Annotated in this window: 20 protein-coding genes, 2 pseudogenes and 1 other annotated feature; of the genes and pseudogenes, 18 read left to right on the plus strand and 4 right to left on the minus strand. The window is 34.8% G+C overall.

Going from position 1 to position 22,093, the window contains the following annotated elements:
• Window positions 1–4: 4 nt before the first annotated feature.
• A complete protein-coding gene (locus tag AC3EMB_RS09235; RefSeq protein WP_095691094.1) occupies window positions 5–1,630 on the plus strand; it encodes a YndJ family protein in 1,626 nt (541 codons plus the stop codon).
• 29 nt (window positions 1,631–1,659) lie between these two features.
• On the opposite strand, the pseudogene AC3EMB_RS09240 reads toward AC3EMB_RS09235, so the two are convergent.
• Window positions 1,660–1,815, minus strand: a pseudogene (locus AC3EMB_RS09240) (DNA mismatch repair protein MutT); the annotation flags it as partial.
• Between the two features lie 29 nt (window positions 1,816–1,844).
• The gene (locus AC3EMB_RS09245) at window positions 1,845–2,309 is read right to left on the minus strand and encodes a hypothetical protein (protein WP_000823337.1); all 465 of its coding nucleotides are present in this window, start codon (window positions 2,307–2,309) and stop codon (window positions 1,845–1,847) included.
• 404 nt (window positions 2,310–2,713) lie between these two features.
• Here AC3EMB_RS09245 and AC3EMB_RS09250 point away from each other — a divergent pair, with 404 nt between their 5' ends.
• The 4 genes from AC3EMB_RS09250 to AC3EMB_RS09265 all read left to right on the plus strand — a co-directional run bounded on the left by AC3EMB_RS09250 (window position 2,714) and on the right by AC3EMB_RS09265 (window position 7,477).
• Window positions 2,714–3,517 (plus strand): polyphosphate kinase 2 family protein, encoded by an 804-nt coding sequence (locus AC3EMB_RS09250; RefSeq protein WP_454500475.1) that lies wholly within the window; start codon window positions 2,714–2,716, stop codon window positions 3,515–3,517.
• A gap of 152 nt (window positions 3,518–3,669) precedes the next feature.
• Window positions 3,670–4,209 carry a PadR family transcriptional regulator gene (locus tag AC3EMB_RS09255; RefSeq protein WP_000678333.1) on the plus strand — a complete coding sequence of 180 codons (540 nt, stop codon included), beginning with the start codon at window positions 3,670–3,672 and terminating at the stop codon, window positions 4,207–4,209.
• A gap of 36 nt (window positions 4,210–4,245) precedes the next feature.
• Window positions 4,246–5,994, plus strand: a complete 1,749-nt coding sequence (locus AC3EMB_RS09260; RefSeq protein WP_416474564.1) for an MDR family MFS transporter — start codon at window positions 4,246–4,248, stop codon at window positions 5,992–5,994.
• Window positions 5,995–6,202: 208 nt separating this feature from the next.
• Window positions 6,203–7,477 carry an MFS transporter gene (locus AC3EMB_RS09265; protein ID WP_488517646.1) on the plus strand — a complete coding sequence of 425 codons (1,275 nt, stop codon included), beginning with the start codon at window positions 6,203–6,205 and terminating at the stop codon, window positions 7,475–7,477.
• 46 nt (window positions 7,478–7,523) lie between these two features.
• Here AC3EMB_RS09265 and AC3EMB_RS09270 read toward each other — a convergent pair whose 3' ends face one another.
• A complete protein-coding gene (locus AC3EMB_RS09270; RefSeq protein WP_097984032.1) occupies window positions 7,524–8,507 on the minus strand; it encodes a ketoacyl-ACP synthase III in 984 nt (327 codons plus the stop codon).
• 200 nt (window positions 8,508–8,707) lie between these two features.
• On the opposite strand from AC3EMB_RS09270, the gene AC3EMB_RS09275 reads away from it, so the two are divergent.
• From AC3EMB_RS09275 to AC3EMB_RS09310, 8 genes and pseudogenes are all read left to right on the plus strand, one after another.
• The gene (locus AC3EMB_RS09275) at window positions 8,708–9,244 is read left to right on the plus strand and encodes a cobalamin biosynthesis protein CbiN (protein ID WP_488517774.1); all 537 of its coding nucleotides are present in this window, start codon (window positions 8,708–8,710) and stop codon (window positions 9,242–9,244) included.
• Between the two features lie 483 nt (window positions 9,245–9,727).
• The gene (gene hflX, locus AC3EMB_RS09280; protein ID WP_000393281.1) at window positions 9,728–10,987 is read left to right on the plus strand and encodes a GTPase HflX; all 1,260 of its coding nucleotides are present in this window, start codon (window positions 9,728–9,730) and stop codon (window positions 10,985–10,987) included.
• Between the two features lie 211 nt (window positions 10,988–11,198).
• The gene (locus tag AC3EMB_RS09285) at window positions 11,199–12,410 is read left to right on the plus strand and encodes an MFS transporter (protein WP_001149399.1); all 1,212 of its coding nucleotides are present in this window, start codon (window positions 11,199–11,201) and stop codon (window positions 12,408–12,410) included.
• Window positions 12,411–12,420: 10 nt separating this feature from the next.
• Complete coding sequence (cysK, locus tag AC3EMB_RS09290) at window positions 12,421–13,338, plus strand: cysteine synthase A (protein ID WP_488517647.1); 918 nt, start codon at window positions 12,421–12,423, stop codon at window positions 13,336–13,338.
• A gap of 77 nt (window positions 13,339–13,415) precedes the next feature.
• On the plus strand, window positions 13,416–13,928 hold the full coding sequence (locus AC3EMB_RS09295) for a GNAT family N-acetyltransferase (RefSeq protein WP_095691090.1): 513 nt from the start codon (window positions 13,416–13,418) through the stop codon (window positions 13,926–13,928).
• 92 nt (window positions 13,929–14,020) lie between these two features.
• Window positions 14,021–14,848 (plus strand): DUF4037 domain-containing protein, encoded by an 828-nt coding sequence (locus AC3EMB_RS09300; RefSeq protein WP_053564775.1) that lies wholly within the window; start codon window positions 14,021–14,023, stop codon window positions 14,846–14,848.
• Window positions 14,849–14,871: 23 nt separating this feature from the next.
• Window positions 14,872–15,447 (plus strand): annotated as a pseudogene (locus AC3EMB_RS09305) (hypothetical protein).
• Between the two features lie 243 nt (window positions 15,448–15,690).
• Window positions 15,691–15,913 (plus strand) — a binding site (T-box leader).
• A 296-nt stretch (window positions 15,914–16,209) separates the two neighbouring features.
• Window positions 16,210–17,547, plus strand: a complete 1,338-nt coding sequence (locus AC3EMB_RS09310; RefSeq protein ID WP_001088187.1) for a sodium-dependent transporter — start codon at window positions 16,210–16,212, stop codon at window positions 17,545–17,547.
• A 39-nt stretch (window positions 17,548–17,586) separates the two neighbouring features.
• Here AC3EMB_RS09310 and AC3EMB_RS09315 read toward each other — a convergent pair whose 3' ends face one another.
• Window positions 17,587–18,291, minus strand: coding sequence for a polysaccharide deacetylase family protein (locus AC3EMB_RS09315; RefSeq protein ID WP_488517648.1), 705 nt, complete (start codon window positions 18,289–18,291; stop codon window positions 17,587–17,589).
• A gap of 326 nt (window positions 18,292–18,617) precedes the next feature.
• On the opposite strand from AC3EMB_RS09315, the gene AC3EMB_RS09320 reads away from it, so the two are divergent.
• From AC3EMB_RS09320 to AC3EMB_RS09340, 5 genes are all read left to right on the plus strand, one after another.
• Window positions 18,618–18,881, plus strand: coding sequence for a CD3324 family protein (locus AC3EMB_RS09320; protein WP_000878325.1), 264 nt, complete (start codon window positions 18,618–18,620; stop codon window positions 18,879–18,881).
• Between the two features lie 160 nt (window positions 18,882–19,041).
• The gene (locus AC3EMB_RS09325) at window positions 19,042–19,728 is read left to right on the plus strand and encodes a DUF421 domain-containing protein (RefSeq protein ID WP_001015543.1); all 687 of its coding nucleotides are present in this window, start codon (window positions 19,042–19,044) and stop codon (window positions 19,726–19,728) included.
• Window positions 19,729–19,838: 110 nt separating this feature from the next.
• On the plus strand, window positions 19,839–20,480 hold the full coding sequence (locus tag AC3EMB_RS09330) for a FusB/FusC family EF-G-binding protein (RefSeq protein ID WP_000387074.1): 642 nt from the start codon (window positions 19,839–19,841) through the stop codon (window positions 20,478–20,480).
• Between the two features lie 142 nt (window positions 20,481–20,622).
• Window positions 20,623–21,510: an RCC1 domain-containing protein gene (locus tag AC3EMB_RS09335; protein WP_044306973.1), complete on the plus strand. Its 888-nt coding sequence runs from the start codon at window positions 20,623–20,625 to the stop codon at window positions 21,508–21,510.
• 225 nt (window positions 21,511–21,735) lie between these two features.
• Window positions 21,736–21,936 carry a hypothetical protein gene (locus AC3EMB_RS09340; RefSeq protein WP_000919314.1) on the plus strand — a complete coding sequence of 67 codons (201 nt, stop codon included), beginning with the start codon at window positions 21,736–21,738 and terminating at the stop codon, window positions 21,934–21,936.
• Window positions 21,937–22,093: the final 157 nt, after the last annotated feature.

Here is a 22,093-nt window from a genome sequence, read left to right on the forward strand (position 1 = left end):
CGATATGAAAAATATAATATTTGGGTTTGCTTGTTATGTTGTTTTTCTAATATATGAGTGGTCGAATATAAATCCTGTTGAAGCAATTATATTATTATCTGTTTTATTATTTATACCAATGTCACTTTGTATTAGTGATAAAAGAAAAAGAGATGGATCGTATTTACTATTTTATAAATTCGTATCGTTTTTATATCCAATCGCAGCAATTTGTGCAATGCTAGCTTTCGTCACAAATTACAATGTATTTGCGCTAGTTTGGTTTGTATATACAGGAATTGTTGCGTTATTTGGTGTAAGTAGATTGCTAGAAAGAGGATGGAAGCCGTTAGAAGAGATCGCCATAGATAGTGCGTTTATTTATTTGTTTTTAGGTGGTTTTTGGTTTTTTGCTTCAGTAGCAAAACTTTCAATTATGCATTTTAGCTCTGACATTGTTTTACTCACAGCAGCGCATTTTCATTATTCGGCGTTTCTATTGCCATTATCAGCTGGTTTAATAGGGAGAAAAAGAGAAAAGAGAAGTAAAGTATATGGTGCTATTATGTTTATAATCATGATTTCACCTATGACAGTTGCAATAGGAATTACATACTCGAGAATATTTGAATTTTTTGCAGTGCTCCTATATTTATGTGCGATTTATGGATATGGATTTTACGTTTGGAGAGCAAAATTTAATGCTATGAGTGCAAAGATTCTTTTAATCGTTTCGTCTAGTACACTCATGGTTACAATTATGTTCTCACTTATATACTCATACGGGAATTTGAAGCATGTAATGACGATTACAATTGCTCAAATGGTTTGGATTCACGGTGTTGTCAACGGAATTGGAGTAGCGTTACCGGCATTTGTCGGCTGGATGATCGAAAAGAGTGTTCCGAATTATAAATACTATGGGAAACCAATGAGTAAATTAAGAGGAAGTGTGGCAATTGGTGAGGCTTTTTTATATAGCGGCAATTTAGTAGGCAGTAAGGAATACAACGGTTTAGTTGATCAAATAACTGATTTTCATAGTGAGTCATTTGACGTGACGAAGGTACCTTTAAGTATTATTCGTTTTTATGAAAATACAACAGAGTATGAGTTGCAATCGAATATTAAATGGGCTCATTGGTTCCGCCCATTTGCATTTTGTTATGAGAAAATGAGCAATCATGTAGGACAAATACATTTAGGAATGGGCGACAAGTGGGAAACGATGCATGGCTCTATCATTGGTGTAATGGATGAGGAAGATGGAAGAGAGAATGTAAGGGCTTGGCTAAGGAAAAATGAAGCAGGTGAATCTATTTTTGTAGCTCTTTATTCAAAGCATACAGATAAGGATGAGACATATATGAATATCGCCTTGCCTTTACCTTATTCGAATATGACTGGTATTTTGAGGCTATGTAATGATAATCATGATTTAATCATTACTAGTAAGTTAAGAGAAAATGGCCAGGGAGATGAGGGGATTTATTTACATACTCGGTTCTTAACAATCCGTTTACCGTTAGCAGAGACTTTCATCATTACAGAGGGTAAGGATAAAATGTTAACAGCTCATCATAGCATGTGGCTATTTGGACTTGAATTTTTACATATTCATTATAAGATTGAAAAAATTGCACAGAAGTAAGAAAGGCTTGGATGGGTTTCCAAGCTTTTTTATGTATGGGTAATTGTCATAGAAATTTGTTTATTTAGCTCATTATCCCAAACACGTTGAATTTCAAAAGTGCCTGTTTCAAAAAATAATGGGAATCTTTCTTTAAACCAAGTTTGCATAGGTAGCTTTAGTGCGGTATCGATTGGTATCCATAAGAAAGAATAAGCCCTAAAGAAATTAGGACTTATTCTTCATTAAATACAAATGTTTGTTTCATTTTTTTACCTTCATTTACCGGATGGCCGTTATAAGAGAAATTCTTTTCTTCCCAAGTGATCACAACTTTAAAATTATGACTATTAAAGTCTAATGGGAATACCATGTAGTCAAAGCTTGTATGACTTTTAGAAATATTTTCATTAGGTGTAGTAGGTTTAAAGGTAGCCTTAGAGGTAGGATTGTTATCAAGTATTTCCACGGATACGTTTGATACATCATGACCGATGTTTTTTACGAGTAAACTATACGTATCAAATACACCTTGTTTCGGCTGGATTGCTTGCTTGTTTGAGTTATGAGATTTATCAATTTCGACATACCATTGTTTAGACTTTGATGCAATCGGTAGTGACTGAAATGTGTAAGCACTAGCTTGCATTGGTAGTGCTAAACATATAAGCGTAAAGAGAGTTAATATTTTTCGTTTCATTTTTTGAGAGCTCCCATTCTTTAATGGATTTACTTGTTATTATCTTCTTTTTACGAGTTAATATACCATATAATGTAAAGTGGTTATTGTGAGTAGTGAATCAATATCTTATTCACTACTCTTATAGCTAGCATAATTACGTATGAAGTAAGAAAGAATAAATTTGTTTTTTCTATACTTAGATTACTGCCCTTTTTAAAAGGGCTATTTTTACGTTTTAATAAAAAGAATATACTAAGAATTCCGTATAAATTATTTATTTTAATGTAGTTAAATGTGCTTGTATATGTGAAATTAGAGAGGGAAGCTGTGTAGAGATGTTTCTACACAGCTATTTAGGATATGAAAAAATTACCAAAAATATGTTAAAATAACATTGTCATACAACAAGGGGGATTTGTTTTATGGAAAATGGACATCTTGCTAAAGTAGACTTAACGAAAAAAATTGAATCAAAATCTAAGTACAATAAGAAATTAGAAAAATATCAAAGGCGCTTATTAGCATTACAACAAATTTTGAAAGAAGAAAAAATCGCGGTTATGCTTGTTATGGAAGGATGGGATGCAGCTGGTAAAGGTGGGGCAATTAAGCGGGTGACGGAATATCTTGACCCGCGTGGGTTCCAAGTAGATCCAATTGGAGCGCCTGCACCTCATGAAAAACGTTATCATTATTTGCAACGTTTCTGGCGCAAAATTCCACAGTACGGGCAAATTACCATTTTTGATCGCTCATGGTACGGTCGTGTGTTAGTTGAGCGTGTTGAAGGTTTTGCTACAAAGGAAGAGTGGATGAGAGCATATGATGAGATTAATGATTTTGAAAAACTACTAACAGATGACCATTACATAATAGGGAAGTTCTTCTATCATATAAGTAAAGAGGAACAGTTAAAGAGATTTAAAGATAGAGAGAAAAATCCTTTGAAAAGATGGAAAATTACAGACGAAGATTGGCGTAATCGTGAAAAATGGGATGAGTATGTTGAAGCGATGGAGGACATGTTTGAAAGAACAAGTAAGCCAAATGCGAAGTGGCATATTATTGAAAGTAACGATAAATTGTATGCCCGTGTGAAAACGTTAAAAATCATTATTTCATTCATAGAAGATTATTTCTTAGAACATGGTATAGAATTGCCTTCTTATTATTATGAAATGAAAGAGGATATTGAAGTTTTGCAAGATGTAGGTGTTAAAGAGTAAAAAAGAAAATGGTCCTGTGAATTGGTGAAACCAAATTATGGGGCTTTTTTATTTAGAAACATTTTACAATTAACAGAATAAGGTATATAATCAACAATCATATTAACATTGTTAATATGATTGTTGATTATATACTATGTGGGGGTTTTACTTTGAAGGGAAGAGATGTTGTTTTAGGTTTATTAATGGAAAAGGAATTGTCTGGTTACGATATTAAAATTGTGTTTGAAGACGTATTTACTCATTTTTTTGATGGAAGTTTTGGAATGATTTATCCAACGTTACGACAATTGGAGAATGAAGGGAAAATAAAAAAAGAGGTTGTCATGCAAGAGGGAAAACCGAATAAGAAAATGTACTTTATTACAGATGAGGGGCGTGAAGAATTTTATCAATACATGCAGACACCTGTAGAGAAGGATGTTTTACGTTCGGATTTTTTAATGAGAATGTATTTTGGTAACTATAGTGATGATGTAACAATAAAAAAATGGATTAAAGATGAAATTGAAAGAAAAGAAGCGTACATTGCAGATCTTCGATTGAAATATGAAAAGTGGAGAGTAGGTATTACTTTCGTCGAAGAAATTTCACTAGATGTAGGTATTGCATCGTATAGTGCACAAGTGGAGACTTTGAAGAAAAAATTAGAAGAGTTAGAGGCGAAAGAAAACAATAAAACAGAAGAATAAAAAACGCGTTCACAATAAATAAAGGGGTATATAAAGATGGAGCAATCAAAGGGTATTAAGATTGTCTTTTTAATGTGTCTAGGTATCTTTCTTTGTATGATTGATACGACAATTATGAATATAGCTTTACCGGCAATACAATCGAGTGTAAATACTTCGTTAGAAAAGATGTCTTGGGTATTAAATGTTTATACAATGACGATTGCAGTACTTGCCATTCCGTTAGGGCGGATAGCTGATATCTTTGGAAAAGCAAAGATGTATATTCTTGGTCTGGTGATTTTTGGTGGTGGATCGGTACTTTGCGCTTTTGCTAATACAGGTGATTTTCTTATTTTTTCTCGTTTTATACAAAGTATTGGGGCAGCGATTTTATTTCCAACAAGTATGGTAATTGGTGTATCAGCTATGCCATTAGCTAAAAGGCATGTTGCGCTTGCGATTTTAGGAGTAACACAAGGATTGTCAGCTGCTATGGGACCAGTAATAGGTGGAATTATTACGCAAAATTTAGGATGGAGATGGGTGTTCTTCGTTAATGTTCCGGTTTGTATAATAGGAATCGTTTTATGTTGCATCATGCTACAAATAAAAAATGAAGAACGGATTATCTCAAAAATAGATTGGATAGGACTACTATTAAGTAGCACAGCAATTTTTTCATTTACTCTCATATTAGTAAAAGGTAATACATGGGGATGGCAAAGTAATATTGCTTTGTCTTGTTATGCAATTAGCACTATTTCTCTTATTCTATTTGTTTTAGTAGAACGAAAGATTCATAATCCAATGGTGAATTTAAAGTTATTTCAAGATCGAATGTTTGTCGGAGCGTCTATCGTTGTTATATTAAGTAATTTATTTTTAATTGGAGTTACTGTATTGCTTCCAACGTTCTTGACGAAACTACAAGGTCGAACGGAAATTGAAGCGGCTTTTTTAGTGACACCTATTTCAGCAATGATATTTTTTGTCTCACCAGTTGCAGCAACTTTAATTAAAAAACTCGGAAAAGTAACTATTATTTTGTCAGGATTTCTTATTATGGGGCTTTCCTACTATTGGTTGCAAATGATTGATGTTAATTCAACAAATATAGAAATTATTATTCCATGTATGATATTAGGTGTTGGATATGGTTTAGTAGTGGGGCCAATTACAGTTTTAAGTGCGTCTTCGTTTGAAGGAGAATTGTTAACTGCTTCTCAAAGTGTTGTATCAATGTTACGACAAGTCGGAATTGTATTGGCAGTCGCAATATTTGTCTCTAACTTAACTCACAATTTAACTGTAAATAAAGAAAAAGTATATCGTTATGCAGAAGAAAAGGTGCGTACTATTCATGTGAATAGTACTGAGCAAACTGAAATTTTACAAATGACTAAAGAGAAAATAGAGAATCAAAGTTTAGAGTCGAATATAAATAAGAAACAAAATGCAATGACAATGGGATTAAGTAAAGAGAAAAAGGAAGAATTGATTCGCGACAAGACGGATGAAATATTAAGAAAAGTTCCAGTAGAATATAGAGATGTAAAAAGAGAAGAAGTTATGAGGCAAGTGACAAAAGAAGTTGAAAAACAAGAGGAAAGTATAAAGAAAGAAGTACTCACATTTTCAAATGATGTGAATCATTATGCCAAGAATCAGATGGCTATGAGTTTTACAGATTTATATAAAGCAAGTGTGCCAATTATTTTAATTTGTGCTTTCGCAAGTTTGTTGTTTTGGGAAGGGAAAGCTTTGAGTAAAAAGAGAAAGGGAAGGATAGTAGAAGAAGCGTAAAGGAAAACAGGCTATAGCAGCCTGTTTTTTTCATTGTTTTCTCCTTGCATATTGTGAATAGTAGTATTTTTAATATAGCATGGGATAAGTCGAGTATGATTAGAAAGTTTTTTAGAATGAAAGGGATGAATGGAAAATGCCATTGAATATGTAACGTTATACATAGTACATTAACAAGAGGGATTAATTTTAAAAGGAGGATGGGGAATTGCTAGATAAGGCAGGGGCTTTAATAGATAATCATGTGTACACAGAAGAAGAGCAACAAAAACTATACAAACGAACGTTAATAATCGTCAGCATTTCACAAATGTTTGGCGGTGCAGGACTAGCTGCTGGTATTACAGTGGGAGCACTTCTTGCGCAGCAAATGCTTGGAACAGATGCATTTGCAGGATTACCAACTGCTATGTTTACATTAGGATCGGCATTAGCAGCTTTCATAGTAGGGGAGCTTTCGCAACGATATGGACGCCGGATAGGTCTTGCAACAGGGTTTATAGTAGGCGGATTTGGAGCAATTGGTGTTGTAATGGCAGCTTTAACAAATAGTATTATTCTTTTACTTATTTCTTTACTTATATATGGTGCCGGTACAGCCACGAATCTACAAGCTCGTTATGCAGGTACAGATTTAGCAGATAAGAAGCAGAGAGCAACGGCTGTTAGTATTACGATGGTAATGACGACTTTCGGTGCAGTTGCAGGACCAAATTTAGTAGGGGTAATGGGAAGTTTTGCACATTCAATTGGAGTTCCTAAACTTGCAGGTCCGTTCATACTATCGGCAGCAGCATTTATACTGGCGGGTCTAGTTCTTTTTGTTATGCTTCGTCCAGATCCTTTGATTATTGCTAACATAATAGAAAGATATAAACAGGAACATACATATAAAGGACAACCAATAACAGAAGAAGCGAAAGAAAATAAACGAGGTATTACAGTTGGAGCAATCGTAATGATACTTACGCAAATAGTGATGGTTGCGATTATGACGATGACGCCAGTTCATATGGGACACCACGGTCACGGTTTAAGTGCAGTAGGACTTGTGATAGGTTTTCATGTAGGTGCAATGTATCTTCCATCTCTCGTTACAGGAATGTTAATTGATAAAATTGGCCGAACTACAATGAGCATAGCTGGTGGAGTGATTTTACTTGCAGCGGGTGTCATAGCTGCGATAGCGCCAAGTGATTCTTTATTATTATTAATCGTTGCTCTGTCTTTACTTGGGCTAGGATGGAACCTCGGATTGATAAGTGGTACAGCACAAATCGTTGATTCCACAACACCGTCTACACGTGCTAAAACACAAGGGAAAATAGATGTTTTTATTGCGCTAGCTGGGGCTTCTGGTGGAGCAATGTCAGGTATGGTAGTAGCGAATTCAAGTTATGCGGCATTGTCATTGGCTGGAGGCGTGTTAGCGTTATTACTTATTCCTGTTGTGATATGGTCTCGAAAAGGGGCAAGAAATTAAATGAAAAAGAGGTTCTAGTTACTGACTAGAGCCTCTTTTTATACACTTAAATTAAATTCCACTCTACAATAAGCCCTAAATGCGTAAGTCCGCCACCAAATCCGTATAGTAAAAGTGTGTCTCCGTTATTTAATTTCCCTTCTTTTATAGCTAAATTTAAAGCGAGTGGAATGGTGACTGAAGAGGTATTCCCCATATATTCCACGCTCGTTAATGTTTTTTGTATTGGAATTTGAGATTTTTCGCAAATAGATTCGATCATTCGTAAGTTAGCGCTGTGGGGTATGAACCAGTCTATATCATCTACTTGCATATTTACGGTATGTAATAAATTTTTTATGCCTTTTGGTACTGTGCGTGTTGCCCATTTATATACTTCTCTTCCATTTTGAACGATTTTTTCATTTGTTTGCAGTGGTGTGCCATTCATAGTAGTAGATAAGTTTGTTCTATATAGATGAATGCCGCCATCACCGTTTGTTCCCATGTGAGCAGCGATAAAGCTTTGGGTGTTTTCATCTCTTTCTAATAAAATAGCTCCAGCACCATCACCGAATAAAATACAGGTCGTTCTATCGGTATAATCAGTAACTTTAGATAATGTCTCTGTCGCTACGACAAGTACTTTTTCATGTGAACCAGAAGTGATTAAGCTATTACCGACGTGTAGTCCATATGTAAAACCAGCACAAGTTGCATTTAAATCAAAAGCTAGTGTATGAGGTATGTTGAAGTATTGTTGTATTTGGCAAGCAACACTAGGGAAAACGTAATCGGCAGTAGTAGTAGCGACAATGATACAGTCGACATCTTCTAAGTTTTTCTTATATGTTGTACATAAATTTTCAATTGCTTTAATGGCTAAGTTTGAGGAGTATTCTTCGTCGCTAGCGATTCTTCTTTCCTTCATTCCTGTTCTTTGTACAATCCATTCATCATTCGTATGGACCATCTTTTCTAAATCGTTATTAGACAATATTTGATCTGGAACATAAGTACCAATTGCAGTAATACGAGATTTAGAATGCATAGGAACATCTCCTAACTTTTATTTTTATAACCTGATACTAATATCAGGTTATAAAAATGTCAATAAAGATTTTTGTTGTATTAAAACGATAATACTTAACTTACTATGAAGGAATTTGGCGAGTGCTGTAAAAATAATATACGAGAAGTTTCTAAAATTGATAATGAAGGGAGTTGAGCTCCTTGAAAAGGATTTTACACATGTTTCCTGTCGTCATCATTTGTAGCTTTATTCTTATTATTTTTCCAGAGAAATCTTATGCTTGTGATTGTATTAAAGTATCAACAGAAGATGCATTTCAAAAAAACGATGTAGTGTTTGAGGGAAAAGTAATTGAGGTTGGAAGGAAAGCAGGGGTTGGAACTGAAGTGTTATTTGAAGTGAAGAAAATTTGGAAAGGGACAACTTCTTCGCAAATTATCGTATATACAAAGGGTGGTGATTGTATGTTTCGCTTTGTAGAAGGAGGAGAGTACTTAGTATTTTCTACTCAAAGAGGATCAGAAAAACAATTACAGACAAATAGTTGTAGTGGAACGAAGAGATTGGATGAGGCAGGGGCGGACAAAGCGGCTTTAAGTCAAATTGCAAAAGAGTCTGTTCCGACGAAGAAAGTGGATTTAAAAGGTGAGATGGTGAGCGGTTTAAATTGGCGGCAAGTTGTTATTATTTCCATTGGTTTGTTATTGATGATTGTTTTTGTTATTTTTATTGTGAGAAAAACTCGCAAAAAATGACGATTAAAGTAAAAATATAAAGATTTTCTTTAGTGTGATATAGGTTGTTAAACCTTGTGAAAGCGAATTACTTATGCTACACTTTATGTAACTTAAAATGAACGGAGGGGCTTCCTTTGATCTTAATCAGATTACGTCTCAATACTTTGTGCCAATAATTGAATAGCGCTCAAAGGCTCTGTCTGTGTACAGAGTGAACGGGATTGGTCTGCCTATTTTAAAGGAACCCTTTATTAAGCTTATATGTGAAAAAGAGGGAGGGACGAATACGCCCTCTTTTTGTTTTGCCTTTATAAATAGAATGGGATTGTATAAGTGAACACTTACTGTGGATACGTATACAATCTTGGGACTTTTTGACTATAAAATAGGATGAAAGCATAGCTTTCTTCTATTTCTTTGGTGAACCCTTATCCGTTTACGAAAACACAGGCAGCGACCTGTGTTTTTTATTTTACGTAATCGAAATGGAGGAATAAATATATGGAAGAAGTATTACAAAGAGCAGTTTTAGTTGGAGTAAATGTAGGTAATGAAGATGATTTTGCATATTCGATGGAAGAGTTAACAAATCTTGCGGAAGCTTGTGATGTAGAGGTAATTGGGCAAGTAACGCAAAATTTACAACGAGTAAATCCATCGCATTATATCGGAAAAGGAAAGATTGAAGAAGTTGCAGCGTATGTACAAGAAATAGATGCGAATATGGTTATCTTTAATGATGAATTATCTCCTTCACAAATTCGAAATTTAGAAGAGGATTTAGATTGTAAGGTAATTGATCGTACCATTTTAATTTTAGATATTTTTGCGCAACGTGCGAAAACGAAAGAAGCACAGCTGCAAGTAGAAGTAGCCCATCTTCAGTATATGATGCCTCGTTTAATCGGTCTTCGTGAATCGTTAGGAAGACAGAGCGGCGGCGTCGGTACGAAAAATAAAGGTGTCGGTGAGAAGAAGTTAGAGTTAGATCGTCGTAAAATTGAAGAACAAATTTCAGTTTTAAATAAAGATTTAGAAGCGCTCGTTGCCCAGCGTCAAACGCAGCGAAAGCAACGTAAGAAAAATGAAATACCTGTAGTAGCATTAGTAGGTTATACGAATGCAGGAAAGTCTACGACGATGAATGCAATGCTTGAAATTTATAATGGTACAGAAGAAAAACAAGTATTTGAAAAAGATATGTTATTTGCGACGTTAGAAACATCTGTACGAAATATTGATTTGCCAGATAATAAATCATTCTTATTAACAGATACAGTTGGATTTGTAAGTAAATTACCACATCATCTTGTGAAGGCGTTCCGTTCAACATTAGAAGAAGTAGCGGAAGCAGACTTACTTATTCATGTCGTAGATTACGCAAATCCAAATTATGAACAATTAATCGATATTACAAATGAAACGTTAAAGAAAATTGGAGTAGAAAATATTCCAACAATCTATGCCTATAACAAATCAGATATGGTAGATGTTGAAATTCCGAAAGTACAAGAAGACCGCGTGTATTTATCTGCGAAGAAACATGTTGGAATTGAAGAGCTTGTAGAAATGATTCGTTCCCATATTTATAAAGAATATACGAAATGTGAAATGTTAATTCCGTATGATCAAGGACAGGTAGTTTCGTATTTCAATAATCATGCACACGTTTTATCTACGAGTTACGAAAACGAAGGTACCAAATTAGAAATAGAATGTAAGACGAGTGATTACGAGAAGTATAAGCATTTTGCAATTTAATGTAAGAGGCAACCCAGTATGTGATTGGGTTGTCTTTTTTTGTACTGTTTTACCGCTGCAAGTTACAAGGATGCAAGCCAATGACGGGAGTTAAGTTATATTTCTGGAAAAAGAAATGAAAGCAGTATAGAATAGAAATGTTTCAAAAGTCAGAATTTATTACACCTACTGTAATAAATATATATTTTGTACAGAAAGGGGAGATTCACATATGCAGGCAGTTTCACACAAAAAAACTGTAGAAACACCGACAATATATCGAATTTTATTTGCGATTAGCTTTGGGCATTTTTTAAATGATTCGATGCAAGCAGTTGTGCCGGCGTTGTTTCCTATTTTGGAAAAAACGATGAATTTATCCTATATGCAAGTAGGGTGGATTGCGTTTGCATTAAATATGACGTCATCGATTATGCAACCGGTGTTTGGTATGTATTCAGATAAGAAGCCGTCACCATTTTTATTACCACTCGGCATGTTTTCAAGTATGCTTGGAATGATTGGACTCGCGTTTGCACCAAACTTTATTATTGTTATTATTTCTGTTTTATTTATTGGTTTAGGTTCCGCGGTCTTTCATCCAGAAGGCGCTCGTGTTGCGTATATGGCGGCAGGTGCAAAACGAGGGTTAGCACAAGCAATTTATCAAGTTGGGGGAAACACGGGGAATTCTTTAGCTCCTATTTTTACAGCGCTAATTTTCGTTCCACTCGGTCAAATTGGTTCATTAGGTTTTACAGCATTTGCAGCAGTAGGAATTGTATTATTAATTTTCGTATCGAACTGGTACAAAAATGAATTAGCAACCGGTGCTGTAAGAAGGAAGAAGAGGGCTGCACTTGAGGCGGAAAATGCAATTGTAAGTACACACATTAAATTCGTTATTATACTTCTTGTTTTTCTTACTTTTGTACGCTCTTGGTACGGTGCTGGTATCGGGAATTTCTATCAATTTTACTTAATAGAGCATTACGGTTTATCTATAAAAAATGCCCAGTATTTCGTATTCGCATTTATGATTGCTGGTGTGTTAGGAACTTTCTTCGGAGGACCGTTAGCAGATCGATTTGGTAAGAAAAATATCATCGTATTTTCAATGTTAGGTTCAGCGCCACTTGCACTGTTATTACCACATGTCTCACTTGTGTGGGTCGTACCGTTATTTTTATGTATCGGTTTTATTAGTTCAAGTAGTTTTAGTGTAATTGTTGTATATGCACAAGAGCTTGTACCTGGAAAAGTGGGAATGGTGTCAGGATTAATCGTAGGTCTTGCGTTTGGACTTGGAGCATTAGGTGCTGTAGTTCTTGGGAAATTAGCAGATATATATAGCCTGCAATTTATTATGCTATTATGTAGTTGTCTACCATTAATTGGACTCACTTCATGGTTACTGCCAAGTGATAAGAAAACGATAGAATAGGGGATGCGCTATGAAATTGTGTGAAAACGTTACGGAATTAATAGGAGATACACCTGTCGTCCGATTATCTAAAGTTATTCCGGAAGACGCAGCAGATGTGTATGTGAAACTAGAAATGTTTAATCCATCGCGCAGTGTGAAAGACCGTGCTGCTTATAATTTACTTCACGTTGCAGAAGAAAATGGTCTCATCAAACCAGGAGATACAATTATTGAACCGACAAGCGGGAATACAGGGATTGGTTTAGCGATGAATGCAGCAGCTAAAGGGTATAAAGCGATTTTAATTATGCCAGATAATATGTCAAAAGAGCGTATTAATTTATTGAAAGCATACGGAGCAGAAGTAGTTTTAACACCAGCAGAACAAAGAATGCCAGGAGCAATTGCGAAGGCGTTAGAACTGCAAAAACAAATACCGAATAGTTTTATCCCGCAACAATTTGAAAATCCAGCTAATCCGAATATTCACCGTTATACGACTGCGCTTGAAATTTACGAACAAATGGATGGAGAGCTGGACGCTTTTGTTGCAACGGCAGGAACAGGCGGAACGATTACAGGGACTGGTGAAACGTTAAAAGAGAAATTACCAAACTTATATATTGCAGTAGTGGAACCGAAAGGATCTCCCGTTTTATCAGGTGGTGTACCAGGTCCTCATAAACTAGTAGGAACAAGCCCAGGGTTTATCCCGAAAAACTTAAATACAGAAGTGTATAACGAAATTATTCAAATTGCAGACGAAGAGGCTTTAACGACAATGAGAAACTTAGCTAGACAAGAGGGATTATTAGTTGGGCCGTCTTCCGGAGCATCTGTTTACGCTGCAATCATGATAGCGAAACGTCTAGGCGCTGGTAAAAAAGTTTTATGTATTGCGCCTGATACAGGTGAACGTTATTTGAGCATGGGGTTATTTGAATAAAAAGGATAGAAACACCTTAATAGTGAATAGCTACTATTAAGGTGTTTGTTTTATGGAATGAAGAGGGGAGAAGAACAATGAAACTATTAAAACCAACCCATGAATATAGTGAGCATATTACAGCGTATAGACACGCGTTTTTAAACTCAGGGGAACAACCACATGGAAGTAGTTCTTTACAAAAATTTGATTCTCTTGATGAATGGTTTGAAAAAGTGAGTAAACAAGAACTAGGAGAAAATTTACTAGCTAATCGAGTGCCATCTAGTCAGTTTTTAAGTTTTGAAAAAGGGGAACTTATAGGTTTTGTGAATATTAGACATAGATTAAATCCAGAATTATTACGGGAAAGCGGTCATATTGGATATAGTGTCCATCCAAATAAACGTCGCCACGGTTACGCTACGAAACAACTACAACTTGCATTAGCTGAAGCGCAAAAATTAGGATTGCAGAAAGTATTAATAACTTGTGATGAATCCAATATCGGTTCTGCTAAAACGATTCAAAAGGTTGGCGGTGTGTTAGAAAATGAAGTAGTTTCTTCTCGTACTGGTGAAGTTATTCAGCGCTTTTGGATAGAAATATGATGTAGTAGGAATTTGAAAAGGTAATGCAAGCTATAATATCGAAATAGATAAATGCAGTATAGGGGATTACTGCAATTTTAGGGGGAAATGAAATGGGATTAAAAGAGAAAGCAATAGAGATGTCAGAGATCTATAGGCAAAATCCGAAAGTAGAAGCCATTATTTTAGCGGGTTCAGTAGCTAGAAAGCTTGAAGATGAACATTCAGATATAGAATTACATATTTTATGGTCAACACCGCCAGAAGATGAGGATCGTAGGGCCCCTATTCATCATATTGATGGGACAATATTATCGTATCATCCGTATGAGGAAGAAGAATGGTCGGAAACGTATTTAACGAAAGAGGGAATTAAATTAGAGATTAGTAACTTTTTAACAGAGACGGTAGAGAAAGTGATTTCGGATGTGGTGGATCAATATGATATAAGTTATGAAAAACAATGTATTGTATCATCCGTTCATGATGGTGTTAGTTTGTATGGAGAAGGGAAAGTGAATGAATTAAAAGATAGAGTAGTGGTATATCCAGATGAACTAGTAAAACGAATGATTTCAGAAAATCTATGGTTAAGTAATCGTTGGCACAATCGAAAGGCGCTTTTAAAACGGAAAGATTGGCTTATGCTTTATGATGTTATTTGCGAAGTACAAAGGAACGTATTCGGTGTTTTATTTGGTTTGAATAAAATGTATGTACATCATCCAGCGTTTAAATGGATGCCTAATAATGTGGAACGAATGACTATTAAACCTGAAAATTTATATGAACGTATGGCGGACACATTAATAGGGAGTCCAGAAAATAGTGTGCAGGAGTTAGAGTTGCTAATAGAAGAAGTGTTGCAACAAGTTCATACATACGCGCCAGGAGTAAATGTGGATGAGCAAGAAAAATCTATTTTTTATTTTGTGAAATAGAAAATAGTAATAAGGGGGAAGTTATGGGTTTTTTTAATAGGTTTTTTTAAAAAGTTGAAAAAGTAAATGAGCAAGAAGCTACTCTTCATGAATTAAGTGAAGAATTGTATGTTGAATCACCGGTAGAGGAAGCGACTAGTTACTGGGTATCAATGGCACAAAATATAATTGTTAATGCTGTAAAAGCGGCTGACAATGATGTGGAACGTGCCTTCGTGTTATTGAATTTGAAGAAAGGTGAGGCTTCATTTGATATTTTTTATCAAATAAATGGGCAATTGTATTTCTGGGATCAGCTAGAAAATGAGACGATAAGAAATAGAATTCAGAACGAGTTGTTACCGCAAGCTCCAGAAGTTTCAAATGCAGTAAATGAGCAATTTCGTGGAGCTGATCACCCTATAATTTCGTTCGCACAATTGCAGTTTGAATGGGAAACGAAAGCCTGGTTCTCACATATAATTTGGGAAGATAGCCTTGCTGCTCAATTGCCCAAAACTCAAATTCTAAATGAATGGTTTCGTGTAATTAAAGAAGAAACGAAAAATAGACCACTGGATAGTGATGCGAAATTTTCTTGGTATCCATCAAACTCTTAAAAAATGAATACAGAGAGACAGGTTATGTTTCTAGATGATTTGTATTATTGAATAAGTATCAATAATACGTAATTCTTTTTCTATTGCCTGTTAGAATTCGTTATGTACTAAGCTACTTGTTTTCTAAACTAAAACTTATATTTCGAATTTTTAAATAGATTGTAATACATAAAAATTCGAAATATAAGTTGACACTATTTTTAATGTGTGATAAAAATGATAGTAATCAATTCGGAAAATAATATTTGGGCAATGAAAGGGTATAGTAGTGAATATCTCCCTATTTCAGAGAGCTGATGGTTGGTGTGAATCAGTATATAGATTATTCATGAAGTTCGTCCTGGAGCATCTTTCATAAATCTCGCATTATGAGGAAATGAAAGACGGTAGTTTATACCGTTATCAAATAAAGTGGTGAAGATTTTTTCACAACTAGGGTGGTACCGCGATATTTATCGTCCCTACGTATTTACGTAGGGACGTTTTTTATTTAGGTCCTAACTTTGTTGTGTCTTCATAACTAGGGTGGTACCGCGATATTTTATCGTCCCTACGTTTTTGCGTAGGGGCGTTTTTATTTAGGTGGTTTCTTAGTGTTCTTCACAACTAGGGTGGTACCGCGATATTTTTGTCGTCCCTACGTATTTACGTAGGGACGTTTTTTTATTAGGGAGGAAGTGAACGTATTAGAAAAGAGTATTGATAGAACAATATAAATACCGAATTGTAACAAAGAAAAAGAGATAGAGAGGAGATTAACAAATGAATTCACAGCAATGGACATCGAAATTAGGTTTCGTATTAGCTGCAGCAGGTTCGGCAATTGGTCTTGGGGCGATTTGGAAATTCCCATATATGGCCGGCATTGGAGGAGGCGGAGCGTTCTTCCTAATTTTCATCGGTTTCACATTATTAATTGGTTTACCGCTATTATTAGCTGAATTTGTTATTGGAAGAAGTACACAAAAAGAGGCTGTCGATGCATATAGAGAGATTGCTCCTAAAACGTTATGGCCTTGGTTAGGTAAATTAGGAATTGTAACATGTTTCATATTACTTTCTTTCTACAGTGTTGTAGGAGGCTGGATTTTATTATATTTATGGAATGCAATTACAGGTAGACTATGGGAAGGAAATGGAGCATACGAAGCTACGTTTGGTGAAATCATTTCCAATCCATATTTAGCAGTTGGATCACAGCTATTATTCATCCTTATTACTATTTTCATCGTAAGTAAAGGTGTACAAAATGGTGTTGAAAAAGTAAATAAATATTTCATGCCAGCATTATTCGTTTTATTCTTTGTATTAATCGTTCGTGCACTTACATTAGATGGTGCTGGAGAAGGCGTTCGTTTCTTCTTACAACCTGATTTCTCACATGTAACATCAGAAGTTATATTATACGCAATGGGGCAATCGTTCTTCTCATTATCTGTCGGGGTAGCCGTTATGGTAACGTATAGCTCGTACTTACCGAAAGAAGAAAGCTTACCACGTTCAGCATTTTCTATCGTAGCCTTAACTCTTGTTATTACATTACTTGCAGGACTTGCAATTTTCCCAGTTGTGTTCGCATTTGGAATGGAACCATCTCAAGGGCCGGGACTATTATTTATCGTGTTGCCAGCTATTTTCAGTAAAATGGCGTTCGGAAAATTATTCTTCATTGTTTTCTTATTACTATTCTTCTTCGCTACGATTACATCAGCAATTTCGATGTTAGAAATTAGTGTTGCATCGTTAACATCAAAAGGTAAAGGGAAACGTGAAAAAATGGCCTTAATCGTAGGGTTATTAATCTTCGTTGTTGGGGTACCATCAGCATTATCATTCGGTATATTAAGTGATCTGAAGATTTTCGGGAAGACAGTCTTTGATTTAGCGGACTATGCAGTAAGTAACGTATTAATGCCACTTGGTGTATTATTAGTTTCTATCTTTGTTCCTTTAAAAATGAAGAAAGATGTATTAATGAAAGAGCTAGGTGTAAGTAAAAATAAAGGTTATAAACTATTCGTATTATGGTTATTCTTACTTCGTTATATCGCACCAATTGCGATTATTATCGTATTCTTAAATGTACTTGGCATTATATAAAAAGAAAGGTAGCGTATCATACAAAGATACGCTACCTTTTTATTTTGCTCTTTTTTGCAATTCATTTACTGTTACGAACTGATAGCCCTTCTTAGATAAAGAATCTAAAATACCTTCAATCGTTTGTGAATTTTCATTAGACTCATCATACATAGAGTGCAGTAAAATGATAGAACCTGGTTTTACATTTTTATTAACGTATTTAATTTTATCAGCCGCAGATTTATAAAAAGTATCGGGCTCAAGATCCCATGTGATTGTTTCGATATTGTTTTTATTTAAATAATATGGCAGCCCTATTAACTTCTTACCGTTAGGGGGCCTAAAATCAATTTCGTCTGTAAATCCTGTTTGGCGGATTAATGAATTCGTTTTTTCTATTTCATCTTTAATAAAAGAAGGTGTTTTGAAAACCATTCTATTATGAGAATATGTATGGTTTCCAAGTTGGTGCCCAGATTGCGCGATAGCTTCTCCTAACGATAAATTTTGCTCTAATTCATTTCCAATTAAAAAGAAAGTAGCTTTAGCGTTGTATTTATCTAGTAGCGGTAATATTTGTTTTACATTGTTAGTAGGGCCATCATCAAAAGTTAAAGCAATCACTTTTTCATTTGTTTCTACGCGTTGTGTTAAATCTCCAAATAATTGAAAGCTTCTTGCGTTCATCAATTTGTATGTTCCGAATAATGCCGTGATAATAAAGAATAGTGTAACGATTGTAATAATAATTTTTTTCTTCATAATGTAACCTCACAATGATTTTTAATTCAGTTAAAAAGTATTATATCAAACTAAGTAATTTCGTGCTTTAAGAAGGGTGTGGATGCAAGGAGAAGGAATTTATCATATAATAAAATGCAAAAGGTATATTAGGAGGTGTTTATATGGCGATTATAATTCAATTGCCAGACACTGCAACGTCTCATGCAAAGCCAAGTATGGAAATGGCGATACTTTGCGTGAGGTAGACAAGTAATATACAATCGCCTATATGAGCTCGTATCATTTTTTATATTTGGCTTTGCACCTTATTGAAATGGACCATAAAAAATAAGGGGCGAGCAGAAATGAAATACGTAAAAGCTAATGCTGTTTTACCAGAGAGTTTAATTACTGAAATTCAAAAGTATATACAAGGTGAAACAATTTACATTCCGAAACAAGAAACGAAACATTATAAATGGGGTACACGATCTGGCGGAAGAAAACAACTAGATGAAAGAAATAAAGCAATTAAAGAAGCGTTTAAAAGTGGGATCGCTATTCATCAACTTGCAGAAGAATATTTTCTTTCTGGGGAAACGATTAAAAAGATTGTGTATTCTAAATAAGAGGAAAAGAGTCTGATTCATATATTACTTTGAATCAGACTCTTTTTGTTTTATGTGTATTGGATATATGAGGTGTGAACGGGCATGATAATAGAAAAAATGTGCCGTTTTTTTATTAAATGGTATACAGAGCACTTGAAAAGTAGAAAGGTGAACATATATGAATCATATTGGACAAATAACGATAGAGCTTTTAGTTGGTTTTTTTGTTCTATTAATTGCTACAAAAATATTAGGGAAAACACAAATATCTCAGCTAACGCCATTTGATTTTATTTCTGCAATCGTCCTAGGTGAGCTCGTTGGAAATTCAATATATGATCCTAAAATTAAAGTATGGTCTATTTTATATTCAGTATTTGTTTGGGTAATTTTAATTTATACTATAGAAGTGATAACACAAAAAGTAAGAGGAACAAGAAGGTTTTTTGAAGGGTATCCTTCAATTATTATTCGTAACGGAAAGATTGATCGTGAACAATTAAGCGTAAATCATTTGGATATAAACCAATTACAACAAATGCTTAGGCAACAAAAAGATATATTTTCAATCCGAGAAGTTGAATATATGATATTGGAACCGAACGGAAACATAAGCGTTCTGAAAAAAAGTAAATACGAATCTCCTACTATAAATGATTTAAGTTTAAAACATAAGCCTGTATACTTACCAATTTCATTAATTAGTGATGGAAAAGTAGTTAAGGATAATTTGAGGGAAGCGGGATTTGATGAAGGATGGCTTTATAAACAAATAAAGCAAAAAGGAATTACTAAATTTGAAGACGTATTATATGCGGAATGGAAAACAGATGATGGCTTCTTTTGTCAGGAAATGCAGCGGTAGAGAATAAGTGATATATGTAATGTTTGTTTCTAAGTTATCTTTTACATATCAAAAAACGTAATCATTGTATACAATAAAACTAGATCAACAATTTGTATGGAGTGATAAAGATGGAAGCGTTTATTAGAAGTGATCAATATAATTTTATAAAATCACAAGCTTATATTTTAGCAAACGGGCATGCAACGGCAAATGATAGAGGTGTAATTCAAGCGTTAAAATCGCTTGCGATTGAAAAGATAATACATGTATTTGAGAATTTAACGGATGAACAGAAAGAGTTAATTGATACGGTATTAACAGTTCAAAATAGAGAAGATGCAGAATCATTTTTAATGAAAATAAATCCGTATGTAATTCCGTTTCAAGAAGTTACAGCACAAACATTAAAAAAATTATTTCCTAAAGCGAAAAAGTTAAAACTTCCTGATATGGAAGAAATGGATATGAAAGAAATATCTTATTTAAGCTGGATTGATAAGGGGTCAAGCAGGAAATTTATTATAGCGAAAAATGATAAAAATAAATTTGTTGGTCTGCAAGGAACGTTCCAAAGTTTAAATAAAAAAAGCATTTGTTCGTTATGTCATGGACATGAAGAAGTAGGAATGTTTTTAGTTGAAATTAAAGGCGATGTACCAGGAACTTTCGTTAAAAAGGGAAACTACATTTGCAAAGATGGTGTAGCTTGCAATCAGAATATGAAATCGCTAGATAAATTGAACGATTTTATTGAACGCTTGAAGAAATAACGAGAAAACCTCTAGTATTTAAACTGGAGGTTTTTATTTTTTGAAGAAGTAAAATAAGCTTTCTTTGTAAATGTAGATTTATAATGAAATTTGATAAAAATATCTATTATGATACAGTTGCTTATATGCAAGGAGGTAAAACATGGATTACCTTTTATCGAAAGAAAAAGTGAAGCGATGGCCCAAAGATATGATAGCGGCGGGGCGTTGTCATACAGTTGGCCTGAAATCGGATGGCACGGTAGTAGCGGTGGGCCGGAATAAAGAAGGGGAATGTAATGTAAGTGGCTGGCGAGATATTGAAGCAGTCGCAGTGGGCAATGTTCATATGGCAACGAACACGGGTAATGCTCATACAATCGGTCTTACATGTGACAGTACTGCGGTAGCAGTGGGTTGGAATAAGCATGAACAATGTGATGTAAACGATTGGCATAATATTGTAGCGGTTGCGGCAGGGTGGCGTCGTACTATTGGCCTGAAATCGGATGGCACGGTAGTAGCGGTGGGCCGAAATAAAGAAGGAGAATGCAATGTAAGCAGTTGGCAAGGTATTGTGGCAGTCACAGCGGGTGACTGGCATACAGTCGGTCTTAAATTGGACGGCACATTGACGACTGTGGGGAATAATCGATATGGTCAATGCAATGTAAGTAGCTGGCGAGGTATTGTAGCGGTCAAGGCTGGGTATCTTCATACTGTTGGTCTTAAACGAGACGGTACGGTGACAGCAGTGGGGAATGATAAACATAACCAGTGTGATGTAAGTGGCTGGCGAGATATTGTAGCAATAGCGGCTGGTACGAATCATACAATCGGACTTAAATCAAACGGTACCGTGGTGGCAGTGGGTTGGAATGAGTATGGTCAATGTAACGTAAGTGATTGGAGAGATATTGTAGCGATAGCGGCTGGTTGTGCACATACAGTCGGACTAAAATCAGACGGCACGGTGATCGCGGTAGGTAATAATGAATTTGGCCAATGCGATGTAGGTAGCTGGCGCGACATTCGGTTGCCTGGCAAATAGTCAATTTACAATAAATCATTAGTAATATTATTCTATTTTAGGAGTAATTATGGAATAGGATATGTAGAAAATAATTAAACTTAAATCTGCTGAATAAGAATCTCTTTTGAAAAGGGATTCTTATTATTTTTCATAAAATGAGGGTGTAAATGGAATTTTTGAACAAATTTTATTTCAAAATTACAGTAGAAGATATAAATTAAAAAGTATAGAGGAGATAAAGGAATGCTTAAAAGGTTTTTACTTTCTTTACCGGATGTTTTACTTATATGTATCGTTCTCTACATAATGTACACAAATTCTTTTAGTTTTGGACAGATGCTAGTAATTTCCATTGCAATCGGAATTATTGGTGGTCTTGCTATTAGAATTTGTAAGGATGTATTCACGTATATAAGATGGACAATTAAACAAAGAAAAAATTGAATATGTTCAATAGTTTTTAGGAGGGAATGAAATGACTAAGAAAAAGAATAGAGTGAAAAACGAGATAGTACTTTGGTCACTAACAGCAATTGTTCTATTAATTGTATGGTACTTTTATCAAAAATAAAAACGCATCGTACTCAAAAAGCACGATGCG

Source organism: Bacillus sp. LQ16, assembly GCF_057784645.1.